Here is a 15,538-nt window from a genome sequence, read left to right on the forward strand (position 1 = left end):
CGTCGACCCGCGCCGAGCGTCGGTCTCACGCCAGACGGCCTCGGCGACCGTGTCCCGGACCTCCGACTTGGACAGCGCGCGCCCCGGTCCCTCGAAGGTGCGGGAGAACAGCGGCTCGTCCCAGACCCGGTTCGTCATGGCCGCGAGGTGGATGCCCTGACGGATGATCTCAGCCTCGCCTATACCCCGGCGCTTGGCGGCCTCCTTGATGATCGCCAGGTCCTCGGGGTCGGCGTAGACGTTGGTGCGCTTCATGGCTATGTACCAAATGTCCATGTGCCGGATTGATGTATGCGGTGCCACCTTCCCCGTGCCCCGCCGCCCGCCATGGTCTCCCGCGTCTGCAGCGCCCTTCTCGGGACGCCCGCCCGGACCGCGGAGCGCCTGTCGGTGGGCTCCCGGACGGCCGTGTTCCGGACCGGCCTCAGTGACGGCCGCAGCGTGATCGTGAAGCTGTACGACCACACCGCCCGCCGCAACGCGCCGACCGAGGCCGCCGCCATTCACGCGGCCGGCGTCGCCGTACCTGTCCCGCAAGTGCTCGGCAGCGGCGCCGTCTCCAGCGAGGGAGCCACCGCGCCCATCGTCTGCGACCTCGGCGGTCACACACCGGGGCCTTCGTGCGCTCCGGCGCGTTCCGCACGCCCAAGCCCTCAAGGACCTCGCCGGCCTCCTCACGCGCCTGCACCGAGCACTGGCCGAGCAGGCAGTTCCTCGCCGCCCGTTCTTCGATTCGGTCTCCTCCCTGGCCCGCCGCTGCCCACCAGAATTGCTGAACCAGATCGGCCCCGCTCTCGCCGCCATCGCCAAACACACCGGCAAAAGCAGCCATTTTGCTAGGAGTCCCCGGGGCCTGCAGAAGAACACCATGGGTGCTTGCGTCGCGCTGACCAGCGGTGTCAAGTACCAGAGCCATCGAGTTGATTCCCTGCAGGCCCCGAGGGGTCACCTCACTCGGGCAACATCGGGGGCGCGGTCGCCGGTCAGCTCGGAGTGCCGAAGTCCTGGACCCACCAGGGGCCGTTGGGGCTGAGGTTGACGCCGACGCCCAGATCCTTGAAGCCGCAGTCGAGGATGTTGTCGCGGTGCGCAGGACTGTTCATCCAGTCCCGCATCGCGGTACCGGCGTCCTTCGGACCCTTGTGAATGTTCTCGCCCCACCTTCGCCAGTCGTAGCCCGCCGCTCCGATCCGGTCACCGGGGTTCCGTCCGTCCGGACTGTCGTGCTCGTAGTAGTTGCGAGCGGCCATGTCATCGGCGTGGCCTTGAGCGGCGGCCTGGAGGCGGCCGTCGACACGCAGTGGTGCACAGCCGACCTTTGCCCGCTCCTCGTTGGTGAGTCGGACCACTTCCCGGGCGAGTTCGGCGGCTGTGCCGGAGACCGGGCCTCCGGGACGGGGGGTACCCGCGGTGCGCTCGGGGCTCGGCGCTGTGGTTCGCCGCGTCGGACGTGGCCGGTTCACAGGCGCGGAGTGGGCCGTGTCCGCACCGGACGCGCGAGGGGCGGCGGGCCTCCCGGTCCCGGACGGTTCCGCCGTGGCCGTGGCCGTGGCGGTGGCGGACGCCGAGGCGGACGCCGAGGCCGTGCGGGACGCGGATGCCTGGGGTCGGGTGGTGACGGACGCCCCGGACTGGGGCGCTTCGGGCTCGCGCTCCAGGGATTCCACCTGATTCGACGCCTTGGTCCGCGCACCGTCCCCGTGGCCGCTCAGGGCGTAGCCCACACCCGCGGTGACCGTGAAACCAGTCACCGCGGCGATGACGAGCCTTCCGCCCCGCGCCCGACGCTGTCCCCTTCTCGACGCGCGCGACCTCCGGTCACCCAGGGGTCGAGTGTCCCCGGGTATCTCCGGAAGGTCGGGCGTCGCCGGGGGCGATGGCCGGCTCTCGCCCGGCTTGTGCGCGTGACGAGGGTCGTAGTGGCGCATGGTGGCTCCTTCCCTGGCCGGTCGTTCCGGCGCACAGGAGAGCGGTCCATGCAGGTCGCATAACAGGTTATGTGGAAAAGATTCTGCGGAAGGCCGGCGTTGGTGGCGGGAGCGACTCGCGCGGAGCGCGTTCCCGGCCGTCACCGAACCGAAGTCCCGGAGGGCTCCGCGGCGGCCGTCCGTACGGGCAGTTCGTCGACCGTCGTGTCCCTGGAGCGGAGACGGGCCGACCGTGAGGCGCCAACGTGGCTGCCGGCCGCGGACGGAGGCCGCCCGGACCGGCAGAGCCCAGAACACACGTCCGGTACTGTCCCTGACTCAAACCGCGGGGCCCGCGGGCTCGGGCGTCTCGGCCAGTCGTCGAGGCGTGCTCCGACGACCGGTCCCGAGGACGGGGGGGAGGAAGCCGGTCCCGAGGACGGGGAGGAAGGGGAGAGGGACGGATGAAAAGGGAAAACCTGCACGGGGTCGATGTCGTCACCGCCGCGCGCGACGGGGACCACCATGCGCAGCACCAACTGGTTGCGGACTACCTGCCGCTGGTCTACAACATCGTGGGACGCGCGCTGGACGGTCACACCGACGTGGACGACGTCGTCCAGGACACCATGCTCCGGGTGCTCCACGGCCTGAGCGGGCTGCGGGAGCCGGCGCGCTTTCGCTCCTGGATGGTCGCCATAGCCGTGAACGAGATACGTCACCGCTGGCACGGCAAGCAGCGCGACACGGCAACCTCCCTCGAGTCCGTTCCCGAAGGCGCCGACCGTGCCCCCGACTTCGTCGACTTGACCATCCTCCAGCTCGAACTCTCGGGGCAGCGCCGCGAGGTGGCCGAAGCAACCCGATGGCTCGACGAGAACGACCGGGAGGTCCTCGCCCTGTGGTGGGAGGAGGCCGCCGGCCGACTCACCCGGGACGAGCTGGCAGCGGCCCTCGGCCTGACTCCCCAACACGCCGGTGTGCGCGTGCAGCGCATGAAGGAGCGACTGGAGGTGAGCCGAGTCGTCGTTCGCGCCGTCGGCCTCCGTGCTCACTGCGAGGAACTGGGAGAGGTCACCGCGGGCTGGGACGGTACGCCGTCGTCCGTGTGGCGCAAGAGGATCGCCAGACACGCGCGTACGTGCCCCACATGCTCCACGCACTGGACGGACCTCGTACCACCGCAGGGACTGCTGGCGGGTGTGGCGATGGTCGTACCCCTGCACGGCTACCCGGCTGCACCGCCCCACCTGTACGGCCTGAGCGGACATTCCGGCTCCGCCAGCCCCGTCGACCCCTCGGTCGCCACAAACGGGGTGACCGCCGCACCGGGCCCGGGAGCCGGAGGTGAAGCGGTGGGAAGGGCCGCGACGAAGTGGCCCGTCGTCGGCGCCGCGGGGGGCGGAGCGGTGGCCGGTGCGCTCCTGCTCTCCCTGCTGTGGCCCGGCTCCGAACAGGCGCCCGAGCCCAAGACCGTCCGCACGACGGTCGCGTCCCGCGCCCCCTCGGCCTCGTCGCCCACGCCGACCCCCACGCCCACACGCACGCCCACACGCACGCCCTCCCCCACGCCCACCCCCACACGCAGCACTCCCAGCCCCACCCCCGCAGCGGTGGGACCCGCCCAACGGCTCACCGAACTCGTCAACGCCCGCCGGGCACAGGCCGGCTGTGCACCACTGAGGATCGACCCTCGGCTCAATGAGGCTGCCGGCAAGCACGCCGCGGACATGGTGGCGCGCGGCTACTTCGATCACGCGAATCCGGAGGGGCGGCACGCGGACGAGCGGATCAGTGCCGCCGGATACGACTGGAGCGCCTGGGGGGAGAACCTGGACCGGGGCGTCTCGGACCCGTCCACCGTGGTCGAGGACTGGATGGACGGTTCGATCCATCAGGAGAACATGCTCAACTGCGCATACCGAGACGTGGGCGTCGGTACGGCGAAGGGTCCCGACGGGATGGTGTGGGTGCAGGATCTCGCGCGACCCGCCTGACCCGCTCGGTGACCGCGTCCGGCTCACGGTCCAGCATCGCCGTCAGCACCTCGCCCTCGTCCAGCTTCGGGTTCGCCGTCGCCGCGGTGCGCCGGGCCGATCCGGCCGCCGTGCCCGCCGTCCTGCGCGAACTCACCGCACTGGCGGCTGTCCTGCTGCACCACCGACGCCGGTAAGGCACGGGGTCTGCCGCCGGCAGGACCGGCGCAGGCATCCGGCCTTCCTGTAGCCCTTGCCCGCGCCGCAATTCGCTCACCCTCGTGGGGCGCATCCCTCTATGACCATGGGGGACAAGATTCGAAGACAGCGTCGGCACGCGCCCGTTGACGCCCTCACCGCGAACGTCAACGACACTCCGGGCACGAGGAACGTGACACACCCGTCACCACTGAAGAGGCAGTGCCATTCACGGCAGGTCCGGGACCGGCCGCCGGGACCGCAGACACCACGCCCTGACGCAATCGCTTCCTGGAACCCGGTCGTCCACAGACCCCAACTGCCCTTCCCCCGCCCTACGGGCCTCCCTTTTAGACAACAGACACCCCGCCACCCGAACCGTACAGTGGGGAACACCTGTTCAATTCGCCTCTACGGGAGGCCCGTTACGCGTAAGGCCGCCGACCTGCTCACCACGTGGACCGCTGCCTGTTCGTGAGCGGCTCCACCTAGTCCGGCGCGCGCCTGGGCGTCACGTCCACCAGGTCCGGCGGCGAGATCACCTTCCGACAGCCCCAAGACAGACCTACGTCGAGGGCAAGTCGATGAACACACAACCAGTGCTGGGGCGCCCTCGAACTCGATACGAGCAGCACTGAGACACGTCCACGCCTACTCAACGAACGGAGAACCACATGCGTGTCAGCGCATCCCTGCCCCGCATGGCGGCCCTCGTCGCCCTCCCCCTCGCACTCGTCGCCACCACCACGGTGGCCTCCCGTGCCGACGATGCCCCCGCCGCCCCGGCCCCCCCTGAACGCGCGTCAGCGCTCCGACCTCACCGAACAGCACCTGAATATCGGCCGCACCGGTGGTGGCCGGGCCGCCCTCGTCAACAACACCCTGGCGGACCGGGGCGTGACCTCCACGGCAGCTCCGGGGGTCGTGACACTGACCTGGAAGCCCTACGCGGCTGACGCCCGTTACACCGTCGTCCGCGGCGAAACCCCTCTCACCACCACCAAGCCGGGCCAGGCCACCTTCAAGGACACCACCGCCACTGCCGGCGCCTCCTATCAGTACAGGATCATCCCCCAGCTCAAGGGCGACACCTCTGCCGCTCGCACCTGGGGCCTCACCGTCGCTGTGCCCAAGGTCAAGCACGGCGAGGCCGAAGCGGCAGCCGTCCAACGCACCGCCGTCGCCCAGGCCAAGGCCGCCAAAGCGTCGGCCACCACCACCTTGACGTGGACAACATTCATCCCCGACAAATACATCAACCAGCCCATACCCAAGGCGTGCAAGTACTGGGGCACAAAGTACGTCTACGGCGGCGATAACCGTGGCTTTGACTGGAAGAGTTCCCGTTACCGCACCTCCGAGTCTGCCGTCATCACCTGGAAGAATCGCAAGGTCAGCGGATACACCTCCGTCAAGGCCACCCACGTCTACCGAAAGTCCAACCACAAGTTGGTCGCCCAGAAGACCGCCAGCGCCAAGGACATGAAGGTCAAGAAGCTCGGCTCCGGCTCCGGATACGTCGACATCCGCATGGTGACCCACGCCACCAACCCGTTCTGCGGCGGTATCGCCAAAGTAAAGGGAGCCATCGACGGTGCGTTGACGTTCCACATAACCCGTGGAGGCTGGGAAATCCGCTCCGGCAACCACCGGCGGATGCCCAACCACGAGATCTACATCTACAACGGTGGACGTGTCACCTGGGTCTACAAGAGCAAGTACGCCTCCCCGCTGTGCCTCGTCGGCGCCCTGCTGTGCGACCTGAGGAACCTCACCGGCTACTACGGCAAGTACAAGTAAGCACCCGAGCACGAGGAAGGCCCCGGCGCGCTACCCACTGCCGGGGCCTTCCTCATACCGCGATGAGCTAGGCGAAGATCTTCTTCCAGGCCATCCCACCGGAGACGAAAACGAAGAACACGTAGCCGGTGTACAGGGCCCAGATCAGCAGCATCCCACCCCACTCGCCCCACGTCACGGCCACGGCCATCACCGTAAACAGTGCCAGAAGGGCAAATGCCAGCCCGGCCGCCGGCCAAAATCGGGAGCGTAGACCGTCATAACGCCGGAAGGCCGCTATCACGCCGACGACCTCACCGGCCAACAGCAGCGGCACCAGCACCAGCCGGGTGCCGAAGGTCAAGAACAGCCCGTCCGGCTCCTGCGAGAACCCCCACAGCATAGTCGTCACCGTAGCGAGCAGCCACGGCACCACAGCCACCCAGATAACCAGCGGAAACACCACACGCCTGGCCGGCACCACAGCAGATTCCCGAACAGTATTGGTCACGAAACCCACAATACTCCCGGGCCCGGATCCCCCGGCACATGCCCCGGATCTGGACGGACATCACGTGTGGCTCACCTGTCAATACCTCGGCGACGGCCTGACCACGGCGTTCGACCCACGGGAGGCGGCGGCGCAGCTACGGCAGGCGACCGAGGACGAGAAGGCCGGCCGCGCGCAGGCGGCGCGGTCTGAAGCGGAGCGTTGAAGGCCGACGGGGGAATCGGGCGCGCCCGGAGGGTGCAGGCGGAGCGGCTGTGCGGGCAGCCGAGGCGCCAGCAGGCTGCGGTGGTGATGTCAGCGGAGGGGGCCACGGCCGATGCCTGGTCCTGCCCCCCGGATCAAGCCCGCCGCGGCGCTCGCCCCATCTCACGGCCGGCGGGAACATCGATGACGTCGACGCTGACCGGTCCTGCGCCCGCCCCGGTACGGCGCGGGCGCAGGACACTCCGTCACGCGGCAGCAGGGCGACGTTGACCGGGAACCGGCACCGGATGCCGCGCGCACGACGGATCAGAACACAACGCGTCATGGGCCAGCGCGGACACGATCGCGGCTTGGGTCCGCGTCGTTTGCCCGATCTTTTCCACGATGTTCGCGATGTGCGCCTTCACCGTCCGCTCCGCGATACCCAGTTGCCGGGCTAGCTCCCGGTTGCCCAGACCCGTACCGAGTAGCAGAAGGACTTCCTTCTCCCGGCCGGTCAGGGTCTCTAACCACCACACTCCGAATCTGGGATCGTGCCCCGTGAGTAGGTGTGGACAGATCGTGTCCACACCATTGGACCGCCTGGTCATTCCGGTCCTTCCCGATCGCTGTTTCTTCCAGCAGACCCCACATGGGAGCATACCGACAAGTAACCAGTGGTGAGGACATATCACTCCCGGACGAGCGGTGCCCCAGTCCTCGGGCCTATGCGACGGGAGTTGGTCGCTGTAGGGGTACCGGTGCAGGTCGTGCCTGTCACGCCGGGCGAGCAGCATGTTCAGGCATGGTGTCGGGCCGACTACCGGCCGTTCGCAGGCGGTGCGACGTCGTGGTTCTCCACGTGGGAACCACGCCTTCACCAACGGGGACGGCATCGCCGAAGGCTTCCGGACGAGCCCACACGTCGTCACTGCCACTTCACCCAGTGGGGGTTGTCCTCGTTCGGTCAGTTCTCGGAGCGCCCGATCTCCGGGACGTGTAGTGACGAGTCCGCCCCTTGCGTCAGCGGCCCGGGCGGGCCCGGACTCGGCGATCCGAGGACGCCCTGCACTTCCAAGAGGCCGGGCAGGACGTCGCCTGCTCCGTCACCACCTCGCATCGGGCACCATGGCGTGGCCCACGGCCCACCCCGGGCAGTGGAACCCGACGCCCGCCCGACGCGACTGCCCACCATCAGCTCCGGAAGGCGAAAGGGCCCACCGACTCCGTCGTCGGCGGGCCCAATGAAAGATCGAGGACAGATCTGTCCTACTCCTAGGAGAACCCTCCTGCCCGGCCCCTGACACGGGGCCGGGGTCAGAGGTGTCCACCACGAGGGGACAGGTCCCGTCCGTCTGCACTACATGGACCGGCCGTTGCTCCGGGCCGCACGAGACCCCAGCCAAGGGACGGTGCAGTTGCCGCGCGTGGGGCCAGGCCCATGGGGTGCGTCAGTTGGGGTGGTCGAGCATCTGCTGGAAGGCCCGGGCGTGCCTGGCTTCGTCAGTGGCGTTGTGACAGAAGAGACGGGCGGCTCGGTCGTCGCCGACGGCTTCGGCGCGGCGGGCGAAGGTGGGGTACATGGTCTCGGCCTCGTAGCGTTCGCCGACGATGGTCTTGGCCAGGTTGGCCCGGGTTGTGTCGACCAAGCCGTACAGGACGGCTTCACCGGCGAAGTGCTCGCGCAGCTCGACTTGGGCGGTGCCCTGGAACAGACGGGCCAGGGCGGGGCGACGGCTGGTGGCGGCGTGGTCGGCGTAGAGGGTGTAGCGGGCGTGGGCGAGGGCTTCGCCGTGCATGGCGGTGTCGAGGTTGGCCAAGGTGCGGGCGGAATGGACCTGCGGGCCGCCAGCGGGGACCTGAACGGCATCGACGGGTGGCGGGGCGGGGATGCTGCCGTGGCCGGTCTCGACCACGTCTAAGGCCGCTTGGAACGCCGCCAGGTGGTGTGCCTCGTCCTGGCCGATCTCGGTGAACAGCGCGGCGGCGTTGTCGTCGCCGTCGGCCGCGGCCTGCCGGGCGAAGGTGGGGTACATGATGGTCGTCTCGTAGGTCTCGCCGGCGATCGCAGCGCGCAGGTTGTCCGCGTCGGAGCCGACTACGCCGGCAAGAGCGGCCTCCTCGCGGAAGTGCTCGTTGAGTTCCACCGAGGCTGTCTTGCGGTACAGCCGGGCGGTGGCCGAAAGCCCCTCGCGGTCGGCCTGGGCCGCGTAGAAGGTGTAGGAGGCGTTGGCGTAGGCCTCGCCGCGCATGGAAGTGTCGAGATCGGCCTGGGTCTGAGGGTTGAGGGCGTCCGTGGCACCGGCGCGGAGCATACCGCCGGTCGGTACGGACGGGGCAGCGGATGCGGGGCACGCGAGCACCGCGAAGGCAACGGCAGTGGGCAGGCACACCAGGGCGGCCCGTCTGGCAAAACGTCTCATGTCTTCCTCGGTTGAAGGTTGTCCACTCCCCCCGGGGACACGACCTCATCACCGCTGGGCACAGGTTGTGAGGGGGAATCGCCCATCGACTCGAACGCCGTAGCGGTATTCCACCCGACCGGGTCATCCCGGTGTGCTCCGCCTGCTGCATGCCGTCGGCCTGGCGACTGCGTCGTGCGGGATGCCCTGCACCGGCTGCGTCCGCGCGGCACCGGACACGTTCCGGGCCGGATCAGGGCCGACCTGGCGATGGTGCTCGCCGACGGCGCGTAGCCGGCCGGGTCCGCCCAGGAGACGAGCGCGCAGCAGGCCAGGAAGCGCGGGGGCGGATCGGCGTTCCCGTCACGTGGGAGAGCCACCAGACCAGAGGAGGGCCACAGACCAGCGGTGCGTTCCGCGTGGCCGCCGTCGAGGGGTCCGGGGATGACGTCGTCCGGCTCGGCGCGCAGGCCCTTGAGGTCCATGAACAGGAGCTCCCTCAGCACGGGGTCCGGTTCCCATGGGGATGCGGCATCGGAGTGGGGCGCTCCTTCCGTACGGGACGCGACCTTCACCGTGGGCCTTCAACGAGCGGCACGCCCGCATCGTGACTGGTTGTACCGGCGCTCCGAAGCCGCTCCGTGCCGGGAAGAGGTCGGCCACAGCACCGGGAGGGGCGTGGGCATCCGTACTCACGCCCCCCTTCTCACAGTGGGGCCGGCCAAACCACCATGGCGAGTTCGGCCACCCTCTCCAGTTCGGCCGTGCTCGCTCCGTCCCGTGCCTGTTGGGACATGCCCTGGACCACGGTCGCGAAGTAGACCGCCAGGGCACGTGGTTCGACGCCTTCGGGCAGCGCCCCGGCTTTCCCGGCCTCGGTCAGTCGCTCTTCGAAGCCACGGGCCCTGGCCAGCCTCCGCTCCCGCAGGTCCTGCTGGACATCGGCGGTCTGCGCCGAGTAGTTCGTCGCCGCCGTGATGACCAGACAACCCGCCGGATGCAGCGGGTCGGTGTACGAGACCGCGGCCTCGCGCAGCATCCTGCTGAACCCCGCCCGGACGTCACCCTCCTCCTCCAGCGCCCTGCTCATGAAGGCACCGAAGGTTCCGCCGTACCGGTCGACGACCTCGGTGAAGAGGGCGCGCTTGTCGCCGAAGGCCGCGTACAGGCTGGGCGGCGAGATCCCCATGGCCCTGGTCAGATCCGCGATGGACGTGCCCTCGTAGCCGTGCTCCCAGAAGAGCCGCGTGGCCTGGGCGAGCGCCGCCTCGCGGTCGAAACTGCGCGGTCGTCCCCGCCTCGTCGCCGTCATGGGGAAATTTTACAGCGATCGCTACGGATCCGCTGTAGGCTCTTTCCATAGCTATCGCTACAGATTGGAAGGTCATGGGTTCACTCACGGGGAAGACGGCTCTGGTGACGGGCGGAAGCCGCGGCATCGGACGTGCGATCGCCGAACGGCTCGGCCGGGAAGGCGCTCTGGTGGCCGTGCACTACGGACGCAAGGCCGCTGCCGCCGAAGAAGTGGTGGGTGCGATCCGGGAGGCGGGCGGCACGGCGTTCGCCGCCCGGGCCGAACTGGGCACCGGCGACGATGTGGAGACCCTCTGGGCAGAGTTCGACCGCAAGGTCCTCGAACACGGCGGCAGCGCCGGCCTCGACATCCTGGTGAACAACGCCGGCATCGCGCCTCGAAGCCAGCTTGAGGACACCACGCCCGAGACGTTCGACGAGGTGTTCGCCGTCAACGTGCGGGCCCCGTTCTTCCTGGTGCAGCAGGGGCTCAAGCGGCTGCGGGACGGCGGCCGGATCGTCAACGTCTCGTCCGGGGCAACACGGATCGCGCAGCCCGACATCATTGCCTACAGCATGACAAAGGGTGCCATCGACACCTTCAGCCTCACGCTCGCCAAGGCCGTCGGAAGCCGCGGCATCACCGTCAACTCGGTGGCACCCGGCATCATCGGCACCGACATGAACGCCTCCTGGCTGCGCGGCAACAAAGCCGCCGAACAGTCCGCTGCGGAGCTCTCAGCCCTCGGCCGCGTCGGCCGCCCCGGGGATGTGGCCGACATCGTGTCCTTCCTGGCCTCGGACGACGCCCGTTGGGTGACGGGGCAGGTCATCGACGCCACGGGCGGCTCACAACTCTGATCCGGAACAGGGCTCTCGTCACAAGTCCGCGCCGCGCAAGGGCGCTGACGGGGGCACCGCACCACCACGCACGACAACACTCCGCAGGTGGAGACCTCTACACGTCGTCATCGCCGGCGAGACGGAGCCCGCCCCGCCGGCACCCCGCACCACACTCCACCGGCCGACCGGAAACCTCCGGCACCGACCACCGCTCCGCCTGGACCGAGGAGTTCCCGGACCTGCGAACGAGCCGCTGACTCACCGATCCAACAGCCGGCCGATCCAACAGCCGGCCGGCCGGGCCCGGCCCTGCTGTGAGTCAGCGTGACCTCCGCCGGACGGCCCCGACGCCCGCCGCCGAGACGGGAAGCGCCGAGACGGGCGGCGCCGAACACCGGTCGGAGCCGCACCGCACGACCGCCGTTCACCCACCGCGCACCGGCCGTCTGGAGCAACACGCCGACGGTCACCTCATCGGGTGCCGCGTGCACCCGGCGCACGACCCATCCAGCCGTGCAACGAGAATCTGTAGCGGCGAGACCACATGTCCGAGCCCGCCGGCGTTAGGGTTGACGCACGAGGCAGGTGACGCCGAACCACCGGAGTACAGGTGCGGCGCACACCCGGATCCCTCGCCGCGTCCCCGAAACGAAGGTGCTATGCCCGCTGAGAACGCCCCTGGTGCCGGCAGCCTCGACGACGACGACTACCCCGCCTACACCATGGGACGGGCCGCCGACGTTCTCGGCACCACCCCCGCCTTCCTCCGGGCCGTCGGCGAAGTCGGGCTCATCACCCCCCTGCGTTCGGAAGGCGGTCACCGCCGCTACTCCCGAGGCCAGTTGCGCATCGCAGCCCGTGCTCGGGAACTGGTCGACCAGGGCACTCCCATCGAGGCCGCGTGCCGCATCATCTCCCTTGAGAACCAACTCGACGACGCCCTCCGCCTGAACCAGGAAATGCAACGGAGGCTGGACGAGCGCAACGGAGATATCTAGTCCCGCCAGTACAGAAATAGTGACTCCGAAGGAGTGGGAACCGGCGAACGACCCCGAAAGCACATGACCGCCGCCGCCCGACCTGTGTTAGCGTGATAGCAGTTGCAGTTTTGGTTGCCAGAGAGTCTTCTTCGCAGAGCTTTCCGGAATCCTTCCGGAGGGGTGATCATCGCGGCGACTCGGCTCCACAAAGTGTGGAGTCCGACACTGCCCCCAAGGGAGATTCATTATGGCGACTGGCACCGTGAAGTGGTTCAACGCGGAAAAGGGCTTCGGCTTCATCGAGCAGGACGGTGGCGGCGCTGACGTCTTCGCCCACTACTCGAACATCGCCACCACCGGCTTCCGCGAGCTTCAGGAAGGCCAGAAGGTGACCTTCGACGTCACGCAGGGCCAGAAGGGCCCGCAGGCCGAGAACATCATTCCCGCCTGACGCTGACGCGAACAGTCGCGAGCCAACGGTTCGCGCATCACGTGGCTGGGGCCCGCGCTCTTGGGGTGCGGGCCCCAGGTCATTGATTTTCTGGATTTCCGGCTTTCCGGACCGCCGGCCACTCCGGCTTCAGCAGCACGAGACCCGGCTTTCTTATTTTTCCCGGCTCATTCTTGCGAATCCTCGTGCGGCCGTGACCGCTGGACAGAATTCCTCGATACGCCGCATCGAGGAAGGTTCCTCCATGAACCGCACCCGTCGCACCGGCGGCACTTCCGGTGGCTTCCGCACAGACAGAAGGTCCAGGCGCTCGACAGACCCTGCCCCCGACAGCCGCTTCCGAGCGCCGGGGAAGGGCCGCCAGGGTCCTCGTTCGGGCAACGGACCGGGAGGCGGCCAGGGCGCACGCTCCACCGCGCGGCGCCAGGAGTTCGCCCTGCCGGTCACCCTCACCGAGCCGCTGCCGGCAGTCGAGACGTTCGGCGAACTGGACATGCCCGCACGGCTGCTGACCGCGCTCCGCGCCGAAGGGGTGACCGTGCCCTTCCCCATCCAGGCGGCCACGCTACCGAACGCGCTGGCGGGCCGGGACGTCCTGGGTCGGGGCCGCACGGGCTCGGGCAAGACGCTCGCCTTCGGCCTGCCGCTGCTGGCCCGTCTGGACGGGCAGCGGGCCCAGCCCCGCCAGCCGCTCGCCCTCGTCCTCGTCCCCACCCGGGAACTGGCCCAACAGGTCACCGACGCGCTCACCCCCTACGCCCGCGCCCTGCGGCTGCGACTCGCCACTGTGGTGGGCGGCATGTCGATCGGCCGCCAGGCGAGCGCGCTACGCAGCGGCGCCGAGGTCGTCGTCGCGACACCCGGCCGTCTCAAGGACCTCATCGAACGGCGCGACTGCCAGCTGGGACAGGTCGCCGTCACCGTGCTCGACGAGGCCGACCAGATGGCGGACATGGGCTTCATGCCGCAGGTGACCGCGTTGCTCGACCACGTTCCCGCCAGCGGTCAGCGGTTGCTGTTCTCGGCCACCCTGGACCGCAACATCGACCTCCTGGTACGCCGCTACCTCCACGACCCCGTCGTGCACTCGGTTGACCCGTCCGCGGGAGCGGTCACCACCATGGAGCACCACCTGCTGCACGTGCGCGATGCCGACAAGGACACCGCCGCGACCGAGATCGCCGCCCGCGACGGACGCGTGCTCATGTTCCTGGACACCAAGCACGCGGTGGACCGGCTCGCCAAGCACCTGCTGTCCGTCGGGGTGCGTGCTTCGGCCCTGCACGGCGGCAAGTCCCAGTCGCAGCGCAACCGGACGCTCGCTCAGTTCAAGGACGGCCACGTCACGGTCCTGGTGGCCACCAACGTCGCCGCCCGCGGAATCCACGTCACAGGCCTCGACCTGGTCGTGAACGTCGATCCGCCCGGCGACCACAAGGACTACCTCCACCGCGGCGGCCGGACGGCACGCGCCGGCGAGTCCGGCACCGTCGTCACCCTCGTCCTGCCGCACCAGCGACGCGCGGTGGACCGCCTGATGGCGGACGCCGGCATCGCTCCGCGTACCGTCCGGATCCGCCCGGGAGAAGAGGAACTGCAGCGCATCACCGGCGCCCGTCCCCCTTCCGGCGTGCCCGTCACCCTCGCCGCACCGGTCAACGAACGACGCGAGGGCAAGAGGTCCTCCGCCCGGAACCGCAGGCGCCGGACCGCCAGCCGCGGTGAGAGTGGCCGGGCCGCCGCACGAGCCCGTCGGCCGTCGGCCGGGACGGCGTGATCACCATGGCCGGCGTTCAGCGCGCCGGGCGTTGCTGCTGCCCCGGACGCTGCCGCTGACCGCCACCGCCCCCGTTGCGGCCCCCGGTCCGGTCATGTGCCGGGGTGTCGACCGGTGTGCCGCGAAAGCAGCCGACGGTGTAGGGGAATTCCAGGGTGGCGCTGTAGTGGTAGATCGTCGTCTCCTTGCCGTTCCACATCACCGTGCTGGTGCGCCCATGGCATGCATCGAGGTCGGCGTTGGTGGGGAGGTTCCCCTTGTCATCCCGTTCGACGTAGATGCCGAAGCCGTCCAGGGCGTACCCCACGAGCGTCGAGCCCTTGTCGGTGGCGGCTGAGAGCAGACAGGACGGGATGTCGTGGTAGTGGTACTCCTCCGCACCATCGGGATGCCCGTCGCACGCGTCCTGGGTCTCGTGGGCCGCGGCGTCCCGGCCCGCGTCGTCGATGGCGTTGTAGACGTAGACGCCGTTCTTGAGCACGCCGATCGCTCCCATGCCCACGCAGGTGGGGCCGTTGGCGAGGGTCGGACTGCGCGGGATGCTGAGGTGGACGGTGTGTGACTCGATGGGGTTGGGGTTGGTGTCGTACTGGTAGGCGGGGTCGGACTGCTCGATGGGGAAGGTGCCGGTGACCTGGTGGTTCGGTAGGTCCTGGGAGGTGATGACCCGGGAGTCACCCTGGACGGTCTCGTTGTACCCGGCGTCCGGCCAGGTGTGCGCGCCTTGAACGTGCACTTTCGCAGTGGAGTCCCAGGTCTTGTTCTCGCTGTCGAGCCAAGGGCCGTCGTGGCGTGCCCCGCCGCCGCGGAAGGACGTGTTGCAGGAGTACAGGGAGCCGGTCTGCGGGGTGGTCGAGACCTTGCCGTCACCGAGTGGGATCTTCTTGGGGTCGATGACCGCGGACCAGGCCGCGGGGACGCCCGCGGCGGACACCGACGGAGCCGGGCTCACCAGATCCTGCGCCGGCGTGGTGGGGGCCGAGCCACAGGCCGCCAGCAGCGCCGTACCGCTCGCCGCGGCCAACCCGCGCAGCACGAAACTTCGGGACCGCACGAGGACGGTCGCGCGAGTCTGTGAAGTCGTAGGGCGCACTGTCGTTTTCGCTGGAGTCTTCGCTGTCACGCTGTGTCCTTTGCTTTGCTCGGAGGAGGTGTCAGGACCGGCCCGGGCCGCGCCACCCGGCTCCGCCGCGTCATCCGGTCCCCCGCCACGCTCGCGACCGCCCCGGCGGCGCGGG

15 protein-coding genes and 1 pseudogene are annotated in these 15,538 nt (G+C 69.3%); 9 read left to right on the top strand and 7 right to left on the bottom strand.

Translation table 11 applies throughout. The features are described from left to right. Positions 1-3 precede the first annotated feature (3 nt). Positions 4-261: pseudogene (locus tag LK06_RS34350) on the bottom strand (ribbon-helix-helix domain-containing protein); the annotation flags it as partial. Positions 262-983: 722 nt separating this feature from the next. Continuing rightward, on the bottom strand, positions 984-1,463 hold the full coding sequence (locus LK06_RS33165) for a CAP domain-containing protein (RefSeq protein ID WP_159025299.1): 480 nt from the start codon (positions 1,461-1,463) through the stop codon (positions 984-986). Between the two features lie 16 nt (positions 1,464-1,479). Between LK06_RS33165 and LK06_RS33170 the strand changes: the two genes are divergently transcribed. The 4 genes from LK06_RS33170 to LK06_RS14845 all read left to right on the top strand — a co-directional run bounded on the left by LK06_RS33170 (position 1,480) and on the right by LK06_RS14845 (position 5,881). Then, positions 1,480-1,671 (top strand): hypothetical protein, encoded by a 192-nt coding sequence (locus tag LK06_RS33170; RefSeq protein WP_159025127.1) that lies wholly within the window; start codon positions 1,480-1,482, stop codon positions 1,669-1,671. A gap of 700 nt (positions 1,672-2,371) precedes the next feature. Continuing rightward, positions 2,372-3,904, top strand: a complete 1,533-nt coding sequence (locus LK06_RS14840) for a sigma-70 family RNA polymerase sigma factor (RefSeq protein WP_043434257.1) — start codon at positions 2,372-2,374, stop codon at positions 3,902-3,904. Further along, positions 3,874-4,080: a hypothetical protein gene (locus LK06_RS33175; RefSeq protein WP_159025300.1), complete on the top strand. Its 207-nt coding sequence runs from the start codon at positions 3,874-3,876 to the stop codon at positions 4,078-4,080. The genes LK06_RS14840 and LK06_RS33175 overlap by 31 nt, the downstream gene beginning before the upstream one ends. A 760-nt stretch (positions 4,081-4,840) precedes the next feature. Then, positions 4,841-5,881, top strand: a complete 1,041-nt coding sequence (locus LK06_RS14845; RefSeq protein ID WP_052318974.1) for a hypothetical protein — start codon at positions 4,841-4,843, stop codon at positions 5,879-5,881. Positions 5,882-5,948: 67 nt separating this feature from the next. On the opposite strand, the gene LK06_RS14850 is transcribed toward LK06_RS14845, so the two are convergent. After that, positions 5,949-6,371: a hypothetical protein gene (locus tag LK06_RS14850; protein ID WP_159025301.1), complete on the bottom strand. Its 423-nt coding sequence runs from the start codon at positions 6,369-6,371 to the stop codon at positions 5,949-5,951. Between the two features lie 64 nt (positions 6,372-6,435). Between LK06_RS14850 and LK06_RS33180 the strand changes: the two genes are divergently transcribed. After that, positions 6,436-6,576, top strand: coding sequence for a hypothetical protein (locus LK06_RS33180; protein WP_159030171.1), 141 nt, complete (start codon positions 6,436-6,438; stop codon positions 6,574-6,576). 244 nt (positions 6,577-6,820) lie between these two features. On the opposite strand, the gene LK06_RS35060 is transcribed toward LK06_RS33180, so the two are convergent. The 3 genes from LK06_RS35060 to LK06_RS14865 all read right to left on the bottom strand — a co-directional run bounded on the left by LK06_RS35060 (position 6,821) and on the right by LK06_RS14865 (position 10,268). Further along, positions 6,821-7,450 carry a helix-turn-helix transcriptional regulator gene (locus LK06_RS35060; protein ID WP_324618354.1) on the bottom strand — a complete coding sequence of 210 codons (630 nt, stop codon included), beginning with the start codon at positions 7,448-7,450 and terminating at the stop codon, positions 6,821-6,823. A 555-nt stretch (positions 7,451-8,005) separates the two neighbouring features. After that, positions 8,006-8,977: a rubrerythrin family protein gene (locus tag LK06_RS14860; protein WP_234367412.1), complete on the bottom strand. Its 972-nt coding sequence runs from the start codon at positions 8,975-8,977 to the stop codon at positions 8,006-8,008. A 685-nt stretch (positions 8,978-9,662) separates the two neighbouring features. Next, positions 9,663-10,268 (bottom strand): TetR/AcrR family transcriptional regulator, encoded by a 606-nt coding sequence (locus tag LK06_RS14865; protein WP_039653473.1) that lies wholly within the window; start codon positions 10,266-10,268, stop codon positions 9,663-9,665. Between the two features lie 74 nt (positions 10,269-10,342). On the opposite strand from LK06_RS14865, the gene LK06_RS14870 reads away from it, so the two are divergent. The 4 genes from LK06_RS14870 (at position 10,343) to LK06_RS14885 (ending at position 14,300) form a co-directional block, all read left to right on the top strand. Then, a complete protein-coding gene (locus LK06_RS14870; protein WP_039653475.1) occupies positions 10,343-11,110 on the top strand; it encodes an SDR family oxidoreductase in 768 nt (255 codons plus the stop codon). A 641-nt stretch (positions 11,111-11,751) separates the two neighbouring features. Next, complete coding sequence (locus tag LK06_RS14875; RefSeq protein WP_039653476.1) at positions 11,752-12,090, top strand: MerR family transcriptional regulator; 339 nt, start codon at positions 11,752-11,754, stop codon at positions 12,088-12,090. Between the two features lie 229 nt (positions 12,091-12,319). Then, positions 12,320-12,523, top strand: a complete 204-nt coding sequence (locus tag LK06_RS14880; protein WP_039653478.1) for a cold-shock protein — start codon at positions 12,320-12,322, stop codon at positions 12,521-12,523. A gap of 244 nt (positions 12,524-12,767) precedes the next feature. Continuing rightward, positions 12,768-14,300 carry a DEAD/DEAH box helicase gene (locus LK06_RS14885; protein WP_039653480.1) on the top strand — a complete coding sequence of 511 codons (1,533 nt, stop codon included), beginning with the start codon at positions 12,768-12,770 and terminating at the stop codon, positions 14,298-14,300. A 16-nt stretch (positions 14,301-14,316) separates the two neighbouring features. Here the strand turns inward: LK06_RS14885 and LK06_RS14890 are convergent, their stop codons facing one another. Continuing rightward, positions 14,317-15,354 carry a YHYH protein gene (locus LK06_RS14890; protein WP_159025128.1) on the bottom strand — a complete coding sequence of 346 codons (1,038 nt, stop codon included), beginning with the start codon at positions 15,352-15,354 and terminating at the stop codon, positions 14,317-14,319. Between the last annotated feature and the right edge of the window lie 184 nt (positions 15,355-15,538).

Source organism: Streptomyces pluripotens (genome assembly GCF_000802245.2).
Classification (GTDB): domain Bacteria; phylum Actinomycetota; class Actinomycetes; order Streptomycetales; family Streptomycetaceae; genus Streptomyces; species Streptomyces pluripotens.